Below are 18,880 nucleotides of genomic sequence, written 5' to 3'. Positions count from 1 at the left end.
TCTGCATCCCTCCTATGTCGTTAATGGTGAATGGCCTTGACGCCTTGTGATGTCATTTATGGCGGATACGGTAGCCCGCCCCAACTCCGTACCGTTGAGCTGGATGACGGTCTGTTTGTCTCCGTTTCGAATCGCGTCCAAAATCAGGAGCAATATTTCCACCATCGGCTGATTGTTCCCACCGATCATGTCTTGAAGCTTGGACAACGGCGACACGACTTCTGGGTCAACGGAAGCTCCCCGGTTATCCCCGACCATGGCAAGTGTCGGCCCGTAGGCCAAACCGCCTTTTGCCAGCTTCGGAATTTTCGGGATCTGTGGTACCCCAATGTTACCCCCGCCGACCTTCTGACCAAAGACCTCAAACTCAGGAATGCTTACGCTCAAGCTGTTGAATCCTTCGATAACCTTGTTAATGCCGTCTATAATCAGGTTCAGCGGTGCTTTGACCAAGCTGTACAAGGAATCAAATATGCCGCCAAAGATATCCTTAACTCCGGTCCATGCCTTCTTCCAGTCACCCGTGAAGGCACCCGCCACAAAATCAATGACGCCGCCAAGTGTTTTCAGCAACCCCTTGATGATCCCGCCTACGCTCTCAATGACCGTTGTCACGATGTTCAGTATGATGTTAAAGCCCTTCGTGAAGCTTGGAGCCAGTTTGTCAATGACATAACTGATCAATGGCACAATGAACTTGTTGTAGATGTCCAATGCAGCGTTAAACAGTTTCATGACCAATTCACCGATTTGCTTGATAATCCCCTTGAGTGTACCGTCCCAAATTTCATTCAGCTTTTTGAGGAACGGCTCTATGATCGGTTTCAGGATATCGTCCCAAAGCTTCTGGAACAGATTCCGTGTATTGGTCATAAACTCCGTCAGCTTCGCAAGCATTTCGGCTCCGTATTTATTCCACAAGCCTTTAATCGTCTCCAGCGTGTCCAGAACGATTTTCTTGATCAGATCAAACACAGGCTTGAGTACCGTGTTGTAAATGTCATTGATCAGCTTGACCGCCCATTCAAACGTGTTGGCTGCTTCCTTGAAAGCCCAAACCAACGTGTCTGTAAACACTGGTACCAGCGTATCAATAATCTTCGCGGCAATCGGGATGATGAAGTCATTCAAGGCATAGTCCACAAATGGCTTTATCGTACCATTCAGCAAGTCAGAAAATGATTTCCCGATCTGCGGAATGATGTCCAAGAACATATCCCTGAACTTCTCTAATGCTGGATTCAACGTCCCAGACCATAGATCGTTGATATGGTTGACTGCGTTGGTGAACGTCTTGGTGAACGTGTCAATGGCCCAGACCAGTGTATCTGTGAAAATGGGTACCAGCGTTTCTGCCAACACCGTAGATACCGGAATTGCAAAGTCGTTCATCATGAAGTCTGTAAATGGATTAAGTGTCCCATCCAGCAGGCTTTGCAGGGCTGCCGCGATTAAAGGCATATTGGTAACAAAGGCGTTCTTCACCTTCTCCAAACTCGGCAACCAGACGTTTTCCCACAGCTTAATGGCTTGATCCGTGGAATTCCGGAATGCCCGATCCAAGAAATCAAATGTCCATACGATCTGCTTAGCAATGACAGGAGCGAATGACTTAACGAATCCAGTAACGATTTTTGGGATAAAGTCACCCAAAATGTACTTGGCCATCGGAACAAGAACCTTGTCTTTCAGATCCAAGAACGTCTTGCCCATGTTTGATACCGATTGACGAATAGGCACCATCATATCAATGAACGGTTGCAGTGCCGGCCGCATTTCGCCCCAGCCCGAAGAGATATACGCCCAGGCTTTACTAAATCGGGATTTGATGTCTTCCAAGAAGGCTGCCACTTGCTGCTTGATCGGATCGATCTCAATTGAAGGTGTGCCCAAGTCCAGGTCACCGAACCCAGCCATTGCACCCAGACCGCCTATTCCAGCGCCTGCTCCCTTAGCTTTTGACCCTGCATCATCCAGAGCGGACGCCGCGGATTGTGCCAGTGTGTTCAACTGATCGAATCCGGCCAGACTGCCCTTCATGTCTTTTCCGGCTTTCTTCGCCTTCTTGCCTGCCTTCTCAGCCGCTTTGCCTGTATCTTCTACAGCAGGAACTGCGGCCGCTGCTGCATCACCCATACCGCCCATTGCATCCGTAGCCACGGTCATTCCAGCACCACCAGCGTTTACGGCGTCACCAAATACCAATTCCGTGAATGCTTTGAAATAGGCTGCTGCAATCTGCAGCTTGGCAATGACCCAATTGAGCCCCTTTACGATCGGTGCCAAAATGTTGATAAAGCCAGCACCCATCGTGCCTTTAAAGATGTTCCACTGTTCGCCCATGATTCTAATTTGGTTCGCCCAGCTCTGACCATTACGGGCAAAGTCGCCCTGAGCATCGGCTGTTACCTGTAGCAAGTATCCGTACCGAAGCATGGCTTGTTCAGATTGGGTCATGGATAGCCATGATTTCGTGATGCCCTGGGACATCGCGTAGGCTTCCATATTGACCACAGACATATTGACACCCAATTGCTTCAGCGGCTCAGTCTCACCGACCATACCGCTAAATACTTTTTGATAGGCCACGTCATTCGAGATGTTATAAAAAGAAGCCATGTCAGCAGATAATTCCGTCAACTTGACAGACATCTGTTTCATGGCTTCACCGGAAATCCCGGATGACTTGAGCATGGCACCCATAGTGGATGCATATCGCTTCCCTGCCAGCTCCGACAAACCAAAGCTGTCAATCAGGTTAGTGGACCAGTTATTAATTTGGCTAGTCATGGCACCGAACGTAACGTTAACTACGTTCTGCACTTCGGCCAGATCCGAAGCCAGGTTAATGGCTTCTTTACCAAACTCTTTTATGCTATGAACTGCGAATGCTCCAGCAATGATGCCGCCAAGGCCCCTAAAGGCCCCGCCGACGAGGTTGGTAGCTGTACCAGCGATTCCGTTAAGTTGACTTTGAAACGGCCCATAATTGAGCCCTAGGTCTAAATCTACGCTTCCTGCACTAGCCATCTACCCACCCCCAAACATCCGGGCCATTGCCGCTTCCAGACTCTTCATCTCCTGATCTAACTTCTCAGGATCAGTCAACTTCTGGTCTGCTTGTCGTTTACGCCAGTCATTGTAAATGCGACGCTGATCCGCGCTGAATCCCTTGATTGTCTTCGGGTCCTTCTCCGCTCGGATCGTAACAATGCTTCCCAACGGTGTATCTGGCATAAGGCCCCCAACCAATGTACAAAATTCTTCCCACGGCATATCCCCGTGCTGCCGGATGCGGATACCGTACTGTTTGGCAAGGCTGGCTTCAATCAAGGACCAGTCCTCGCGCAAATCGTACCAGTTTTCCGGCGCGGCATTATTGTCGAAATCGGGCAGCGGCTTCCTCGTAGGTTAATCCCTGCATAGCAGCAACCAGACCCGTCATAAGCACTTTCAAGTTTCCAACGCCCATTTTTCTAACACCGATTTCTGTAACGGCTTTCTCGCTCAAGGACCCTTCAATTGCGTTCAGGAGCCCTTTCACGGAAGCGTCATTTGCCAGTTCTTCAAAACCCAGTACAGCTTCAACGGAATTGTTGATAGGATACTTTTTATTTCCGATCTGAATGGATGCTACCTCGTCTGTTGTAAATTTATCAGTAAGATTAATAATGTTGGCCATCTTAAAATCCCCCTTGGTTTGAATTATGGTGTGGTTGGTGCTTTCTCAAAATCAGGCTTACCATCAGACAGCAGCTCGAATTCCAGACCGTCAATGTTGGTCGAATCGCCGCCTGCTGGCGTGGTCAAGTTAATGACGCAATTCATGGTCAACTTTGCTCCGGACGGCATGGTCCATTCGAAGATGGTTTCAACTTCTTGCCCCGTCCCCAACATCAAGCCTGCAACATAGTCATTACCTGGATCGCCATAGTTCCGCTTGCCGCTGAAGCTGAAGGACAGGGATTTACCCGTCACCGCCCGTCTCGTCCAACCCGCTTGGTCCATCGCACTCCATTCTTCGGTGTTACCGTCAATTGCTGGAGCAAAATTCTCCAAATCCTTGATTGTCTTCATATCCGTATCTGTAGACTCACGGCCTTTGATACCAACTTTGAAAATATTGTTATGAACCGGGAAAACACCAGTGCCCCCGAACAATTGCAAGTCAAGTTTCAGCAAATCAATCCCCTACCTCTCGTAATAAATCGTTGTCTCAATCACATATTCGTAAATCCCTGCATCATCTGTCCCCACATCAATAGGCCATGGTGTCCGCATCTCAAAGGCAATGACGCGGTGCCCTGCTATCTCGCCATCAGAACGACCAAATAGCGCAGCATAGACCTCATGGGCCTTACGCTCCGCTGTATCTGCATTCTTTGACCAGTGCACCAGGATGGATATGGACTTGCTGGCATAGCTGGTGTTCTCCAGCCCTCCGATGGCAATGAAAGGCTGTCCGGTGTTCCGGTTGTAAACCCCTATGGACTGTTCCTTTTTCCCATCAATCTTGCCAATGTACCAATTTGGGGAATCGATCTGTGTTTTCAGCCAATCCCGAATCTCGGACAGCATCATTTGATAAATCCACCCCCGAACTTCTTGATCAGCTTTTCAAACGTCTTACGTATCCAACCCTTCTGCTCTTGTTGCCAAGCTTCCAGCCACAACCCTTGGGCGTTGGCGTTCTTATCCCTGCGGAAGTTGTATTCTGGATGCCAGTAAAGACGGCGTGCATATGGCGTGTCATACACAATCTTGACCTTGCCCTTTTTGAGCCCCGTAGTATCTACCCAGGCACTACGTTCCAGCTCACCTGTTTGTTTTGGCACGACCTGAGCGTTCGCAATCTCGGTCAGGATGCTTTCTGCTTTCCCGTTGGCGACTTGCTCCAGTGCTTTCAACGGAGCATTTGCGATGTCACGCATTGCCCTGGGATCCATCGTCACTTTCACTTTAACCATCAGCTCAGCTCCAATTCCGTAGAAAAGACGCTGCCGTCTGGATGCTGCGGCCTTGAAGCGCTGAATATGATTCGATCGGTTCCACCAACCCGGACAAAGCCCTCAATCAGTTCTCCAGGCAATATATCACCACGAAGAATCACTTTGCCGGACAGTGTAACCAAGCGACGTTCCTTATCCAACTTCTGACGCATCTTCTCGTCATAACAAGCAAGCCCGTCAAAGATTAATTCCTCGACAGGCTCCCCATCCTCTGACAATTTGGTACGAAACACCTGAACCGGTGTCTTCAAAATCCAATGTGGAAATGGAAACTTACCCCGCATCAGCATAGCCCCCTATTCATCAACCCTGTGGCTCTCAGCAGGTTTGTAACACCTTCGGTAGTCTTAACCCCACCAGCACCTTCAACGGCCTTAAATGACACGCTGACACTACCTGCGGAGTATCCAGAGAGAGGGAAGTCCAAGTAATCCCCATATTGGAACTGGAAATCCGCTTGTTGACATACTGCCTTGACCACATTCCCCCGCTGAAAGGCTGTCAGGCCGTCCAGATTGCGTTGAACGATGCGATTATAGGTCAGGCTGTCTATTTGATCGGATGCCCGACTAAGAACCTTATTCAAGTCCTCAGCCGGAATCATGCCGTCCCCATACAGTTCATATTCATCCGGTGTAGCGTAGGGCATATGGCACCTACTTTCCGGCTTTAGTGCTTTTTGCCGATTTATCTTCAGGCGGATCAGCGGGCAGATCCGTTGCTTTACCACCTGTGATATCACCAGGCTCCAGATTAAGATCAGGTACATCATCAGGTTGATCTACGGGATCCTTCTCAACCTCGTAGCCCTTCGACTCGAACCAGTTCAGCAAATGAGGGTTGTCTGTCTCACCCACGCCATTTGCGAAAGCAACACCTGCAGACAACCCTGTGTATTCCTTATTTGGTGCAATTACTTTAGCCATGATCTATTCCTCCCTAGGAAACTTTTATTTTACGCATTACTCCGGCTGCCTTCGTTGCTTTCAGTGCCACGGCCGCAACCATTTCCACCTCACCCGTTTTCACAGCTCCCGCAGTAGTGAAGTCAGGCAACCACGTCTGAACAGGCGCTACGCCTGCCATAGATACACCGTGGAATCCGTCCAAACCAAGACGCATAGCGAAAAGCGGTGCTTCTCCGGCGCCATTTGTCGCTACTACAGGATCATTTGTTCCTGCTTTCTCACCCAAATCAAGCAAAGGAATGCCATTGTATGATTCAACTTGCTCTCCAAATTCATTAGTAGAGATTTGATAACGTCCAGCCAACTGAGCGCAAAGCTGAATTGCTGTAATCATGTCTGAGTTACTAGCGATAACGGAAGGTTTTCCGTCCAGTTTCTTTAAAAATTTATTCAGCATGTGGAGGAAATCAACGTAGTTTGCCTTAACTGCCGCGGCATTTGAAAGGTCGAGGGCGGTTCCAGGGATAAATTCTGTGCTGGAGCCTGTCAAAGCTTGGTCAAGGCCATCAAAAGCCAAGGCGTCGACTGCGGAATCACCGTTAATTACAGTGTCGTTGAACAGCGCCTGCGCCGCCTTGATCTTCTGCTTCATCTGCAGATCGGTCTCGCTCGCGATACCGCCCATATTAGAGATAACCCGGTCAATCTGGAACGTACCACCGAACACTTTGAGATCAACGGTGTGACGCTGCTTAGTTACTTCGTGGGGTACGTACTCAGTATTAATTGCACGGAACTGTGCTGTAGGCTGCGTGATCAAACGTGTATAACCGTAAGTCAGTGTAGCGCCACCGCCAGTTGGGGAGACTGCATCATCAAAAGTGAGGTTTTCCAGCAGGAAGTTATTCTTCCGGAATTCGTCAATCACCCCAAGTGTAATTGCATCCTGTACGTTTTTCTTTGCTTCTGCCAATGTTACTGCCATTCAAATCAGCTCCTGTTCTATTTTGTAAAGTGTGCAGCAATAGCCTCTCCCAAGGAGAGCTGTCCGCCTGCAGGTGGTTCGGTTTTACCGGCACCCACTTTAATACCTGGTTGTTGCTGTTCCTGCTCATCCGATTTGAACAAGTACGCATCGGACGTCTTCAATCCCGTCAGCTGCTCATCCAGACCAACAATCTTGTCATCATCTCCAAGGACCAGCTTCGTCTTATCGATCAGACCCGTTACAACTTTCTCGTTATGAACCTTGCCACTTAATGCAGCCGTAATGGCGTTGCTGATCTTGACTTCCTTCAGATCGGTTTCATATTGTGTCTTGGCTGTCTGATTCTCGGTTTTCAGCGTCTCGATCTGTTGTTTCAGATCCTCAGACAGCCCCGCAGTTTTGCCCAGGTCATCAATCTGTTTATCACGATCTGCAACGTCCTTCTCCAGCTTCTTCCTAGTCTCGGATAACTCGTTGTACTGCGATTTAGGTACAAAGTGCTTCGGTAATTCCTTATTTACGTCCCCAATAAATGCATCAATCTTCGCATCTTCCCAACCTGCTTGTTTCAACAGTTCTCTAAGCCAATCCATTTGTCATCAGCCTCCATAGATTTATATAGCTGCTCTCCAGCTAAGGGAGCGGACCGTGATGCTCCGGTCAACGAGCAATAGGCCCCAGCAGTCTCAGCTAGGGCCTTCAAACTCTTACCTTCTCCCGTTTGGGATCTCTGCGTAAATAATCATGTTCTTTCAGGTGAATCCGCAATTGGGCTTGCCACTGTCTAACCTTGGCCTTGTAATTCTCCTGGTTTCCTTCATCCACACTGCCCGCTTCCAGGCGCTTGTACTTACGTATCTGGCGTTCCATGTAGCGCTGTTTCTGCTCTGCCTGGTAGTTGGCCAAAGCTTTCTCATCATCAGCAGGCTTAGGCAGTGAACTGGTCCCCACAATGAACGTAGTCATGTTATGGCGACAGTTCGGATGGAACAAACCAGCAGCAATGGCGGTACTCAGAAGCGGATACTTGCCGTCAGCTACGGTCCCGCCTGAATAAACGTCATCAATGAACACCTTGCCCTGATATGGCAGGCACAGCTTCGAACAGTTGGCGTGTGACGATATCACCACAGTTCGGATGCCGAGCTGATCCCGTTTGGCTCCCTCTCCAGCAAACACCGCACGCTGTGAAGATGTACGCAACGCCATTTCAGCATAGGAAGCAATGTTCACCCGCCGTCCATTGGCATAGGTGATATTGTCAAACCCCTTCTCCAGAAACTCCTTGGTCGCCATATCTATAGCCTGATTCAGCGAAGCGGCACCACTGTTCAAATATACTTGGGACCTGTAGATGGTCTGTCTGTAAACGTCATCCGCTTGTCTCAGCATGGTATGACGAGCTAATTGCAGATTGTTCTCTGCTGCATCTGCCAGAGCATTAACCCGCTTCTCGTTCATTTTGAAGAAGCTACGGTCTGAACCATCCTCTGACTCTATATCCGGCTTTTTGCCCGTGATCTTGTTCCACAGGCCCTTAACCGTGTTTTTTACCCGATCAGCCCCACGCCGCCAGGAGCCTTTAACCTCTTCCTCGGCGGCCTTCTTCACTTCCGGCTCATACTTCTTGGATATCTGGCGGGTCTCCTTACGGTACCGCTGAATATCCTCCAGCTTACGTTGTTGCCATTGCTCCCACTCCTTGCCCTCTCGTTCCTCGTCATCCTCGTGACGTTGAAGGTTACGCTGCATGGACTTTATCAGATCCATTTCCATGTCGCTGAAGATCTGGCGAATGTCATATTTCTTTTTCATGCGTCATCATCTTCCGGGTTATCCGGATCTGGTGGAGCATCACGATTCAGTGCCGGTTCTTCAAAGATGATCCCCTGTTCATCCTTCAGGCGTTTAACCTCTTCTGTCTTTTCCGCATCAGTCCAGGTGTCGCCGTACATCTCTTCAACCGCACGTTCAACACTCATCACACCAAACGTCCGGGCCTTGCCCACCGTCTCAACAACAGCGTCGAAGGAAGGGCTGGCATACTCCCCAAACTTAACGGATGCTTCATAATCTCCTGGAGTCCGTTGTTGGTTGTTGTCATGCACCTTCAGAACGATAGACACCAATTCCGGAATGACTTCGTTCAGACGTTCAATGATCTTGCCACGGGTGTAAAGTGTGGCCTTCTCTTTCTCACGCTGCGCCTCGGCATTATCCGTCTTCTTCAGATCGATGCCAAGCGTTGAGGGCGATACAATCCCCTGCAAGCACATGTCCAATGCAGACGCATAAGACGATACGAACGCCTCATAGAGGATTGCCGGCTGCACCAGGGAAATCTGATCCTTGGTATCCTCGGCCATTGTCCTACCAGCCGCGATAAAGTCCATATCAAATGGATTTGGCTTCATGGGCATTCCGTTATTCGGATCTCGGGGGAGCAAGTCTTCCGGAATGTACTTCTGCACTCGTCCGGATCGGATGGCATCCCACCACTGACTGATCACCTCGTCCAAAGCGTCAAAGCTATCTGCCTTGCTCTCATAAATGGACTTGCCACGATCTGGCCACTTCGATGATTTGAACACGGACAGCGGTACACCCCAAATGAAGTCACCCGTAAATGTCGTCTCATCCAAGCCAGCCAATTCAGGCACCATAGCCAGGGAAACCTCTTTCCCGTCCGCACTCAGCAGCTTATAGGTGATCTTACCTTTGCCAAATGTCTCTTCCAGCTGGTAATCCTTATCGTTATGACGGTACTCCGTGTAATAGATGATCTCCTGGAGCCTGCCCCTTTCCCTCCTGTATCGCACCTTATCGCCTGCGTAGAACTCAATGATCGGGTAAGGGGTAATGTCGGTATCCAGAGTCACCTTGAACGCCCCGTCCCCCTCTACAAGCGCTTCAATCAGGCTACTACCCAGCAGCTCATCAAAGTTGTTATCCTTGGCGATTTCCTCCCACAGCTTCGTCTGCTCCTGTGTCTTCAGCTCGATCTGATCCATATCCGAAACCACGATATCAGACAGACGCTCCACGATCATAGCCGGTAACCCTGAATGGATCTTCCGGATATGCCGGTTCTCACTCGGTACCGCTGCCCAGAATCGGGAACGGCTCACGTTATCTGTTACCGACTGCTTATAGAACTGTTCCAACTCGGACGGATCTCCACGATACCAGAGCCGGTTACGCAGGACACTGGTCCGATAGCTGAATGGCTCACGGATGATAAATGACTTGTTCTCCGGTGCTGGTTGTATCCTCAATATCTTCATGACCATATTCTGAAACCACCCCATTTCTATACCTCCAATCTGCGCTTGAACGGCTGCACGGCATATTCACTACTATCCAAGCAGTCAACCGGGTAACTGCCGTCATCTGTCCGGACCCATTCGCCTTTCTGACGCTCCTTCTCATCCCATGTCGCATTCTCTAGGGCTTCCTGCCACTGCTTTAGATGAGCCATCACCTTGTATCTGCCCTGGTTGATCAGAATCGTTGTGAGCCGGATCCGGTCCACGATGCCCTCTTTCTTGTAAGCCGGCACAACCGGAATGTGAATGCCTTGCCGCCTTAGCTCATTAGCAAGCGCCTGCCTGAACAGTTTGTCAGCAGATTCCGCAAAGATATGAGCGCACGACAAAAAGGCCGGATAGGTTTCCGACCATTCGACGATCTTATTCACGACTTCCTTGGCGTACCGGTCATGCGTATAACCAGACTCCTTGCCCTGCTTATGGTAATAGCCGTCCAGTAGGATGACATCTTTATACCTTGGCGTGAATCCAGTCAGCGTTGCCACCGTGGCGTCTGTACCCCCAATATCGATACCTATGGAGAACTCAATAAATCGGAAATCCTTAATATCCTTACGAGTAACAACAACTGCCGGCTTAGTGTATCCCGTGTAGATCCGCCCTGTGGCCGCTGTTCGCTTACCCAAAATATCAGCTTGATACCACAGGCTGCCTTTGTCATACGTCGATAATGTGGTCTTGAGACGGTCGTTAGGGATGGACAGGTTATCAAACACGGTAAAGTGTTCGTAGTTGTATCCGGTATTCTCTCCAAGCTTCAGCAGCTCGTCCTGGTAATCCAGAATGTCACGGTAGAACCAGTGAGAAGGGGGCTTAGGATTCAGATCGAAGAACAATTGTCTGAAGCTACTCGCTAGTGTCCGGTCAAATACCTCCTGCACGAACGACTGGTGGCACTCGTTGACCTCGGTAATGTACACCGTACCATACGAGTTACCTTTGATCCGGGCAGCGTCATTGGCTTTACCACCACCAGCGATAATGACCACTTTCTCCCCGGTCTTGGTCTGAATATACAGTGCGTCCCGGTTCTTGTACTCTCCCTCACGGCAACGCCCTGCAAATAGGTGCTGAAGTCCAAAGCCGTTCGAGTCAATGGCGTTCATCTTCGCTGCAGCCAAGGAAACACCGGCAACCAGATGAAGCTTGTCCGGATGAACCTCTAAGCACATCGCATAAGCAATAAGGTTGATGATGTTTTTCCCGGCCCGCTTACCGCCTTCAGCTACGTTCAGCCAGGCTTCTTTACTTCGGGCAATATAGCTTGCCTGTTTTTGATTAAACGGCGCATACGGGATCAGAGCGGCCTCAGTCATCGTCCATCACCCGTTCTGGTACCGGATTATTAATCATATCAGCCAAAGCAACGATTTGAGCGCTTGGATTGAAGCCGTCTTTGTCTGGAACCTTCGATTTCAGCACAGCAACACGGGCTTTCTGCTCCTCAGTCATGTACCCAGCGTACCGATCCAGCATCTTCAGGGCCTCCATCTTGTCAGCAAGCTTAACGGTGGTCCCGCTCTTGCCTATCTTGATTTCACTGACAATCGCCCCGTCCACCTCGTCCGCATTCTTGAAATCGACGAAGTTGATTTGCTGCGTGATCGGCTGGCCCTCTCCATCCTGGCCAACGGTTATTTCCTTGCGACCAAAATCCACAAAATCCGTGATATCCGCAAAGGCAATTTTCATGTATTCAGCAATGATCCGTTGAATGTCCAAGCCCAGCGCTTCGGTATACATCTCCTTATGTCGCTGGATCTCCGCATGCACTTTAGGATTTCTTAGCGTCTCCCATCCAACCACATGTGCTGAACGTTTGCTATATCCGGCTGCCATGGCTGCGCGTGTGATGTTGAAGTCTCTCAGGTACTCCATGATGAAAATGCGTTGCTTATCGGTCAGCTGGCTGTCCTCTGGCAATTTCTGCGCTGCCTGTTGCAACGTTGCAACGTTGCGTTGCGTCGCGGCTCCTCGTTGCCAGTTCTCTCGGTTTTTACGGCTACGGATCGTTGAATCCTTGATGCCGTATTGCTCAGCAAGCTCCTTCAGCGTTAAATTGCTTGTCTCAAATAATCGTCTAACCTCTTCCCAATTCGGCGTCAATTCATCTTCACCACCTCCGCTAATGTATTCGTATGTAAAGAAAAAGCACCCCGAAGGATGCCAATCTTTTAAGTTAAGTATTTCAGGAACCTATTTGACTTCCAAAATTTCATCAACTTTGTAGTAGTTTCTTATGTACTCTATTATTTTAGTTGCTGGCTCCTCAAGTGATTGCACTTTAGCATTGTACTTATTTGAAACCCAGTAGTGAGTCGCTCCCGTAAGTGCCTTCTGCGATGGATATCTGTGTGGAAGCTCTTTAGACACCTCTGTCAGTGTATTCATCAATATTTCACGATTTTCAGACAATGCTTTTTCAAAATTTTCGATTAATTTGACACTCTCTTTTGTTAGAAGAGGTGATGATTTTATAAAATTCAACTCCTCTAATTTTTCCGAATACTCTTTTGGAATATGTAGCATAAAGCATTCGTAGTCCGCCCATAATGCCGCTCTTACCCTAGGGTCTGGTCTTTCATCGTTTCTTGTTGCCGCGACTTCTGATTTGGAGTCGTCGTCAACCAACGAAAAAAACTTTTCCATTCCTGCTTTTGTAACCAAAGTTGAAGGGCAATCTTGTTTATTATAGGGTCTTTTATCAATATCAACCTCATAATCAAAAAAAGTTTTGGCATACTCATCTAACAATGCTAGAACATTGGCCCTATACAATTTTTCAATTGCAAAATCCTCTCTAATTTTGGTTTCTTTTTTTGCATTGAAGAAATTGAGAATTTTTGAAAACTCTTTTACTTGTTCTTTAAAAATCTCTGTTTTAATAGGCTGTAGTATGGTTTTTTTGGCTGAAATATAAGTCTTAATTCCAAGTACAGCAGTAACACCAAAAAAAGCAATATTTACAAACCAAAACAAAATGTTAATTGCATCTTTAGTGACTAAGAGCCAGATTGGAGACTGCAATCAGATCTACCCCCTATATAATTTTATCTGCTAGAGTTAATGAATTCTAGGGTAAAATTATATCAAAAAGAAGACAATTTTCAAGTCTGGTCTCATTTAATGAAACGCAAAAAAGAGCCCTCCGAAATGGAGAGCCCTGTTATAGACATACGTATAGTGGGTCAGTTGTACGACACGTTGTACGACAGTACGTACGACACGATCACAAAAATTCTTTTGAAATCTTGTCCTTAGCCCGTGCAACATACTCCTGCACTGACCGTTTTGATAGATTTAGTTTAGACGAAATCTCCAGAAGCGTCAACCCTTGTGCCATGTGAAGCAGAAAACATGTCCGCTCCCGATCACTCAGAGCCAATAGGGCATCCACCAGCTTCAGTCGTTCAGCATCGGTGATCTCCTGGCCAGATAGCTTGATATATATCTCCCGTTGCCGATACACGTCCGTAATCTCGACGCCACGGCGGCTGCCTGGCCGTCTCCCGCGTTTTAACCAGGTGAGGGCATATCTCATGTCCGATAGCATTTCAGAGACCGTATCCGCCTCTTTCGCCTCTTGGAGATCATTCAGATCCAGACTCTTCCGGTACTTGTCCAATGCTCGGGAATCCGTTGCATATTGACTGATCAGCGTCTCAATCCACGTTGCTTTAGTCGTGGTTGTCATCTAGTTCACCTTCTCTGCTTGAATGATCCGGTCCAAGTACCAACGGGCCTTACGCAAGTCCTCCGTGCCACCTTTATGATTATGCCGGCTGCAGTATTTCAACACGTTTCCCAAGCAGAACGCTTGGAAAGCTTCTTGTCCAAGTTTGGCCTGAATATAGTCTATTGTCTCGATCCCACCGAACGTGTAGTGCTGCGGATTGTTAACAGGATCCGGAGGCTGTACGTCTCTCAGCTGCTCTTTTGCTTCCTGCAGTACACTAGGCTTCTGCTCTTTTTTCCGTGGGTTCGGATTAGTTATCCCTAGCTTCTTCAGGTGATACGCCAAGGTGTTTTGCTTCATACCAAGTTTTTCTTCGATCGCTCTGGCCGTCAAACCAAGCTTGAACTGCTCCTCGATGTATTCACGGGTTAATGCTGATTTCGCCATATCGGTATTCTCCTTTTCCCTTGGCTTTGGTTTTAATTCCATCGGCTTCTTGAATGCCTTATCGGTCTTCGTTGCTGGGTACTTTCGCCGGATCTCTTCCAGTTCTTCAGGTGTCAGCTTACTTGGGATTACTGGTGCGCTCCACGTTGCTCTCAATTCGTTCTCTCGCTTGGGAATGCCATAATGCCATTTACTCAAAGGGCTCACCCTCTCTATTTGATCCGTTCAATCCGGGCTTTCACGGCGTCCATCAAAGCATCTTGTCCGGTGGCTTTACGCTCCAGTGCTGCTACAGCATCCTCATCCATCGTGCCTTCAGCCACTAACCGGACAACGACAATGTTATGTTTAACTCCTTGCCGGTGAACCCTGGCATTGGCCTGCTGATCTTCTTCCAGGCTCCATATCTGATCGAACCAGACAACGGTTCGGCAGCTGGACTCCTGAAGATTGAGTCCATGCCCTGCTGACTTGGGATGAAGCAGAAGCAGCGGGATCTCGTCGTTATTCCAGGCCCGGATATCCTCGTTGCCATCTTTACCCTTTCGCAGGATCTGGGCTTGTGGGAATCGCTCCCGGATCCGGCTCAGGCTATGCTGGTAGTTATAAAACACCATGACCGGTTTGCCGTTGGACGCCTCGATCACATCCTCCAAAGCATCAAGCTTGGCTTCGTGAATCTCCTTAACCCCGCGATCCTCGTCATAGACGGCCCCACTTGCCATCTGCAGAAGCTTGTTACTCAGTACGGCTGCGGTCTGGGCCACGACATCTGCATCTGCGTATTCAATCAGCAACTCCAGCTCCAGCTTCTTGTACAGCTCAGCGGCTTTACCTGCCAAGCGCACAGTTACCGTTCGATCTATCCGCTCAGGCAGCTCCAGCCAGTCTTCAGCTTTCATACTAACTGCGATATCACTAATCGCCTCGTAAATCCGATCCTCAGATTCCTTTTTCTGCTTCCAGTTGTACACGACATGTCCACTACGTTCACCTGGAACGAAGTACCGATCCCGGTAGGCAGATACGGTTTTTCCAAGTCGTTCTCCCTGATCCAACAGATACACAGGAGCCCATAGGTCCAGAAGACTGTTCGGGGCTGGCGTGCCAGTCAATCCGATCAGTCGTTTGATCATAGGCCGGATCCGGCGAAGCGCCTTAAACCGCTTGGATTGATGGTTCTTAAAGCTGGAGAGCTCATCGATGACAACAGTGTCAAAGGGCCACTTACTGCCGTATTCGCCAACTAGCCATTCCACATTCTCGCGGTTAATGACCCAGATATCAGCATCGGACTTCAAAGCTTTACGCCGCTGGTCCACGCTGCCAAGTACTTTGCTAATCCGCAGGTGGCCCAGGTGATCCCACTTGTGAATCTCACGTGCCCAGGTATCGTCTGCCACACGCAGCGGTGCGATAACCAGGACCTTCTCGGCCTCAAAGTAGTCATTCAGCAGTTGGTCGATGGCCGTCAGCGTCGAAACGGTTTTGCCCAAACCCATCTCCAGAAACAATCCGATGAAAGGCGTGTCCAGAATCCGCAACGTGGCATAGGCTTGATACTGGTGGGGGATGAACTTCATTTCGGCATCACCTCCTGGATGAACCGCTCAATGTCGGCCTCACAATCTATTTTGTAGTGTCGATGCCCTAGGGCCAGCAGATCCTTTCGCCATTTTCTCTGCAAGGGTTCCAGTGGCTTGCCCGGTGCTTTAAGCTCAACATACACAGTTAGCCCTCCGGGTAAAATGGTCAAGCGGTCAGGTACCCCACGATTCCCAGGACTGACCCATTTCGGCATCTTCCCACCGATCCGTTCCACAGCCAGCCGCGCTTTTCGTTCCAGTTGTGATTCTCGCATATAACCTCCTAAAATCTGGTGATCAGTGGTAACACCCTATACGCGTATGCGTACAGAATGTGTGTTTAACCCATGTTCCGTATCCCTATATATAGGTTAATTACTCTTTTTACTAATACTGATATATTTACTGTGATTACTGATACACCGCCTGAAATCCCTTATACTGCAAAGGGTTTTGGTGTATCAGTAATTTCATTTTTACTGATACGTCACTGTGATTACTGATCATAATTTGTATCAGTAATCCGTTTACTGATACATCACTGATACAGGTTACTGATACACTACTCTTCTCTGTGGAAAACGGTCTGTAGTCCATACCCCGCTATGCGTAGACGGCCCTTTCCTTCGTGCCATCCTGGAATCTTCCGCATAATGTCGCATATCTCTTTTGCCTCCCAGGGCTTCATGTCACCCTTTCGCTTACCAAGACATTCCACCCATATCTGGGCTGCACAGACCCGCTGACGCAACTGGCCTGACGGGCGATCAAGCTCGTCCACCTCTTCGGATTCCAGCCACTCCTGGATAAGCCCCTCACGTGGGTCACTCTCCATGTGTGCCGCTTGCTGGCGCTCAGCCTCCATGCGTCCTTCGTTATCCAGCTCCAAGGTTTCCCCCGCCTTAAACCAGCAGAGTACCTCCGCCCAGATTTGGCTCACTTCCGCCTCTTCTAAATGGTCCCAATGGCTTTTCTCTGCCTGATCAGGAAACACTTCGATGGGCCAAAAACGGCGGTTTCCTGTCATGTCCCGCAGGAACCCCTTCGTATTGGTCGTTCCGAAGAACACACATTTCCGTGGAAACTCCGATACCTGACGGTCATAAGCAACACGGTACCGGTCTTCAGTCTTGGACAAGAAGGCTTTAACCTCTTCTACTTCCGTCTTCTTCATGGCCGATAACTCGCCGATCTCGAAGATCCAGCCTGACTGCAGGTGTTCTCCTGCTTCCTTATTCTCAAACGTCCGCAGGCTGTCACTGAACCACTCTCGCCCAAGCTTCGACAGTAACGAACTCTTACCAGCACCWTGTGGACCCACCAACACCAGCATCTGGTCGAATTTGCACCCTGGCCGATATAAACGTGCAACGGCTGCCAATAGCATCTTGCGAGTCACCTGACGTACGTAATGGGTATCAGCTGCCCCTAAATAAACAGTAAATAGCCTATCCGCACGAGGCAGACCGTCCCACTGTGTGGATTCTATATAGGTCTTAATCGGATGAAAGGTGTTCCGATGGACCACTTCCGTAAATGCGTTCTGAATCGTCTTCGCACTATTAATACTGTGAGCCTTGGAAAACCAATGCTGTAGCCTTTTGTCATCGGCACCCAACCACGGCTCATAGGATCGTCCTGGGCGCTCTTTTTCACGCCACGGCAGCGGCCTACGAATGACCTCTGAGTTACCAAATGCGTCGTACCCCAGAATGTCGTTCCAAGTACCATTCGAGAGGATCAACTCAATATTCCCTGCCGTGGGAAGCAACTTTCCCGTCTTATGGTGGCGTTCCAACTCTTCTAGCCAACTGTCATCCTCCGGTTCAGATTCATCGTCAAAATCCACATCGGCGAAATCAGCATGCAATTCCGCGCCAGCTGTCCGGTTTACTTCCGGGAGCCGAATGGCCCAGTGTTCCATCGCCATGTGGCTTGGCTTCTTGGCATCCGGCGTAAACTCTTTCACACGTTCATCCAAATGACCAAACTTATGAATACGGACAAGATCAAACAGGTTGTATGTCCGGCCATCACTTATGGGATCACTGTCCTGATGCGAATATGCGAGATCCTGATCCGGATATACTTCAAGTCCATTTGCACTGGAGCCACGGGTATAGGTGTACCGATTCGTCATCGTGCCCTGGCTGTATATGTCCGATAGGAAAGCTTCGATACCTTCCTCAATGCTATAGGCCCGGCAGAACAGACCGATGGTACCCATCTTCTCCCGTGGATCTTGGGCCTTCGTAGTGACGTGGCGTAGCGCCCTGCCTTCTTCTGGATGCCGGGGCCAAGCCGCTACATCCTGCCAGTCCTCATATTGGTTCAATACCTCATCGACATTCAGAGCATCACCCTCGCCGATCTCCAGTACCGGCTCAGCATCTTTGGAGCATGAAGGCCAGTACATAAGCCGGTGAATGTCGAATGTGGTTTTATCGAAATAATTGATGCCGATCTGCTCCGCCAGCTTGCGACTGACAGCGGCGTATTCGTCAGGGGTCATGGAACGATCCCCAGGAACGATAAGCCGATACTTTTGTTTATCAGGCCGGTGACTATGCGTCGAATAGATCGCATACGCCCGGCCACCCAAGATGAGCTCCACGGCGAACGAGAACCCATCATCAGCAAAGTCAGCATCCAGCGTGATCAGGCTACGGGAATCGACATTCTCCTTCTTCCGCCGCCCCCCGAGAATGAGCCCGCCGACAAATGATGGCCCATCTTTGGCCTTACCTTTTGCAGGCACATTCATTTTGTCGTAGGCTGCCATCGTCTCAGCCGTCCGCCGTACCTTCCGCAGCCGATCAATAAACTCGTCCCACGTCCAGTATTCCGGCTTCCAGCTTGTGTCTGCGCGGTGCTTACCGAGCGATATGTCTAATTCGTGCATGCTGCCAGCTCTCCTTAAAGAAACTATAAAAAAAG

The 18,880-nt window shown here is 49.3% G+C and carries 21 protein-coding genes; all 21 read right to left on the bottom strand.

The window, feature by feature from the left end; genetic code table 11:
- Nucleotides 1–12: 12 nt before the first annotated feature.
- The 21 genes from AC1DE7_RS02405 to AC1DE7_RS02305 all read right to left on the bottom strand — a co-directional run bounded on the left by AC1DE7_RS02405 (nt 13) and on the right by AC1DE7_RS02305 (nt 18,845).
- On the bottom strand, nt 13–3,030 hold the full coding sequence (locus AC1DE7_RS02405) for a phage tail protein (RefSeq protein WP_477533680.1): 3,018 nt from the start codon (nt 3,028–3,030) through the stop codon (nt 13–15).
- Nucleotides 3,031–3,333: a Gp15 family bacteriophage protein gene (locus AC1DE7_RS02400; protein ID WP_477533679.1), complete on the bottom strand. Its 303-nt coding sequence runs from the start codon at nt 3,331–3,333 to the stop codon at nt 3,031–3,033.
- A 43-nt stretch (nt 3,334–3,376) separates the two neighbouring features.
- On the bottom strand, nt 3,377–3,682 hold the full coding sequence (locus tag AC1DE7_RS02395; RefSeq protein ID WP_477533678.1) for a hypothetical protein: 306 nt from the start codon (nt 3,680–3,682) through the stop codon (nt 3,377–3,379).
- 23 nt (nt 3,683–3,705) lie between these two features.
- Nucleotides 3,706–4,182, bottom strand: a complete 477-nt coding sequence (locus AC1DE7_RS02390) for a phage tail tube protein (RefSeq protein ID WP_477533677.1) — start codon at nt 4,180–4,182, stop codon at nt 3,706–3,708.
- A gap of 9 nt (nt 4,183–4,191) precedes the next feature.
- The gene (locus AC1DE7_RS02385) at nt 4,192–4,581 is read right to left on the bottom strand and encodes a minor capsid protein (protein WP_477533676.1); all 390 of its coding nucleotides are present in this window, start codon (nt 4,579–4,581) and stop codon (nt 4,192–4,194) included.
- Nucleotides 4,578–4,946, bottom strand: coding sequence for a hypothetical protein (locus tag AC1DE7_RS02380; RefSeq protein ID WP_405131810.1), 369 nt, complete (start codon nt 4,944–4,946; stop codon nt 4,578–4,580). Before AC1DE7_RS02380 ends, AC1DE7_RS02385 begins: the two co-directional genes overlap by 4 nt.
- A gap of 20 nt (nt 4,947–4,966) precedes the next feature.
- Nucleotides 4,967–5,293, bottom strand: a complete 327-nt coding sequence (locus tag AC1DE7_RS02375) for a hypothetical protein (RefSeq protein WP_477533675.1) — start codon at nt 5,291–5,293, stop codon at nt 4,967–4,969.
- Nucleotides 5,293–5,658, bottom strand: coding sequence for a head-tail connector protein (locus AC1DE7_RS02370; protein WP_477533674.1), 366 nt, complete (start codon nt 5,656–5,658; stop codon nt 5,293–5,295). The genes AC1DE7_RS02375 and AC1DE7_RS02370 overlap by 1 nt, the downstream gene beginning before the upstream one ends.
- Before the next feature lie 7 nt (nt 5,659–5,665).
- Nucleotides 5,666–5,935: a hypothetical protein gene (locus AC1DE7_RS02365; RefSeq protein ID WP_477533673.1), complete on the bottom strand. Its 270-nt coding sequence runs from the start codon at nt 5,933–5,935 to the stop codon at nt 5,666–5,668.
- A gap of 13 nt (nt 5,936–5,948) precedes the next feature.
- Complete coding sequence (locus AC1DE7_RS02360) at nt 5,949–6,902, bottom strand: major capsid protein (RefSeq protein WP_477533672.1); 954 nt, start codon at nt 6,900–6,902, stop codon at nt 5,949–5,951.
- A 17-nt stretch (nt 6,903–6,919) separates the two neighbouring features.
- The gene (locus tag AC1DE7_RS02355; RefSeq protein ID WP_477533671.1) at nt 6,920–7,498 is read right to left on the bottom strand and encodes a phage scaffolding protein; all 579 of its coding nucleotides are present in this window, start codon (nt 7,496–7,498) and stop codon (nt 6,920–6,922) included.
- A 106-nt stretch (nt 7,499–7,604) separates the two neighbouring features.
- Nucleotides 7,605–8,720 carry a phage minor capsid protein gene (locus AC1DE7_RS02350; protein ID WP_477533670.1) on the bottom strand — a complete coding sequence of 372 codons (1,116 nt, stop codon included), beginning with the start codon at nt 8,718–8,720 and terminating at the stop codon, nt 7,605–7,607.
- Nucleotides 8,717–10,213: a capsid protein gene (locus AC1DE7_RS02345; RefSeq protein ID WP_477533669.1), complete on the bottom strand. Its 1,497-nt coding sequence runs from the start codon at nt 10,211–10,213 to the stop codon at nt 8,717–8,719. The genes AC1DE7_RS02350 and AC1DE7_RS02345 overlap by 4 nt, the downstream gene beginning before the upstream one ends.
- A gap of 2 nt (nt 10,214–10,215) precedes the next feature.
- Complete coding sequence (locus AC1DE7_RS02340; protein ID WP_477533668.1) at nt 10,216–11,550, bottom strand: PBSX family phage terminase large subunit; 1,335 nt, start codon at nt 11,548–11,550, stop codon at nt 10,216–10,218.
- Nucleotides 11,543–12,340: a terminase small subunit gene (locus AC1DE7_RS02335; RefSeq protein ID WP_477533667.1), complete on the bottom strand. Its 798-nt coding sequence runs from the start codon at nt 12,338–12,340 to the stop codon at nt 11,543–11,545. The genes AC1DE7_RS02340 and AC1DE7_RS02335 overlap by 8 nt, the downstream gene beginning before the upstream one ends.
- Nucleotides 12,341–12,430: 90 nt before the next feature.
- A complete protein-coding gene (locus AC1DE7_RS02330) occupies nt 12,431–13,261 on the bottom strand; it encodes a hypothetical protein (protein WP_477533666.1) in 831 nt (276 codons plus the stop codon).
- Between the two features lie 202 nt (nt 13,262–13,463).
- Nucleotides 13,464–13,928, bottom strand: coding sequence for a sigma-70 family RNA polymerase sigma factor (locus AC1DE7_RS02325; protein WP_477533665.1), 465 nt, complete (start codon nt 13,926–13,928; stop codon nt 13,464–13,466).
- Nucleotides 13,929–14,555, bottom strand: a complete 627-nt coding sequence (locus AC1DE7_RS02320; protein ID WP_477533664.1) for a DUF3310 domain-containing protein — start codon at nt 14,553–14,555, stop codon at nt 13,929–13,931.
- Between the two features lie 14 nt (nt 14,556–14,569).
- Complete coding sequence (locus tag AC1DE7_RS02315; RefSeq protein ID WP_477533663.1) at nt 14,570–15,940, bottom strand: SNF2-related protein; 1,371 nt, start codon at nt 15,938–15,940, stop codon at nt 14,570–14,572.
- On the bottom strand, nt 15,937–16,218 hold the full coding sequence (locus AC1DE7_RS02310; RefSeq protein WP_477533662.1) for a VRR-NUC domain-containing protein: 282 nt from the start codon (nt 16,216–16,218) through the stop codon (nt 15,937–15,939). The genes AC1DE7_RS02315 and AC1DE7_RS02310 overlap by 4 nt, the downstream gene beginning before the upstream one ends.
- Nucleotides 16,219–16,505: 287 nt before the next feature.
- Entirely contained in the window at nt 16,506–18,845 is a 2,340-nt protein-coding gene (locus AC1DE7_RS02305; RefSeq protein ID WP_477533661.1) for a virulence-associated E family protein, read from the bottom strand.
- Nucleotides 18,846–18,880: the final 35 nt, after the last annotated feature.

The organism is Paenibacillus sp. 10L310 (assembly GCF_056395745.1).
The sequence above is the reverse complement of the archived record's forward strand: the minus strand, read 5'-3'. Positions and strand labels throughout refer to the sequence as shown.

Excerpts from the sequence above, each read along its gene's own strand:
- AC1DE7_RS02405 (WP_477533680.1), bottom strand. The coding sequence starts at position 3,030 with ATGGCTAGTGCAGGAAGCGTAGATTTAGACCTAGGGCTCAATTATGGG.
- AC1DE7_RS02395 (WP_477533678.1), bottom strand. The coding sequence starts at position 3,682 with ATGGCCAACATTATTAATCTTACTGATAAATTTACAACAGACGAGGTA.
- AC1DE7_RS02385 (WP_477533676.1), bottom strand. The coding sequence starts at position 4,581 with ATGATGCTGTCCGAGATTCGGGATTGGCTGAAAACACAGATCGATTCC.
- AC1DE7_RS02380 (WP_405131810.1), bottom strand. The coding sequence starts at position 4,946 with ATGGATCCCAGGGCAATGCGTGACATCGCAAATGCTCCGTTGAAAGCA.
- AC1DE7_RS02375 (WP_477533675.1), bottom strand. The coding sequence starts at position 5,293 with ATGCGGGGTAAGTTTCCATTTCCACATTGGATTTTGAAGACACCGGTT.
- AC1DE7_RS02370 (WP_477533674.1), bottom strand. The coding sequence starts at position 5,658 with ATGCCCTACGCTACACCGGATGAATATGAACTGTATGGGGACGGCATG.
- AC1DE7_RS02365 (WP_477533673.1), bottom strand. The coding sequence starts at position 5,935 with ATGGCTAAAGTAATTGCACCAAATAAGGAATACACAGGGTTGTCTGCA.
- AC1DE7_RS02360 (WP_477533672.1), bottom strand. The coding sequence starts at position 6,902 with ATGGCAGTAACATTGGCAGAAGCAAAGAAAAACGTACAGGATGCAATT.
- AC1DE7_RS02355 (WP_477533671.1), bottom strand. The coding sequence starts at position 7,498 with ATGGATTGGCTTAGAGAACTGTTGAAACAAGCAGGTTGGGAAGATGCG.
- AC1DE7_RS02350 (WP_477533670.1), bottom strand. The coding sequence starts at position 8,720 with ATGAAAAAGAAATATGACATTCGCCAGATCTTCAGCGACATGGAAATG.
- AC1DE7_RS02345 (WP_477533669.1), bottom strand. The coding sequence starts at position 10,213 with ATGGGGTGGTTTCAGAATATGGTCATGAAGATATTGAGGATACAACCA.
- AC1DE7_RS02340 (WP_477533668.1), bottom strand. The coding sequence starts at position 11,550 with ATGACTGAGGCCGCTCTGATCCCGTATGCGCCGTTTAATCAAAAACAG.
- AC1DE7_RS02325 (WP_477533665.1), bottom strand. The coding sequence starts at position 13,928 with ATGACAACCACGACTAAAGCAACGTGGATTGAGACGCTGATCAGTCAA.
- AC1DE7_RS02315 (WP_477533663.1), bottom strand. The coding sequence starts at position 15,940 with ATGAAGTTCATCCCCCACCAGTATCAAGCCTATGCCACGTTGCGGATT.
- AC1DE7_RS02310 (WP_477533662.1), bottom strand. The coding sequence starts at position 16,218 with ATGCGAGAATCACAACTGGAACGAAAAGCGCGGCTGGCTGTGGAACGG.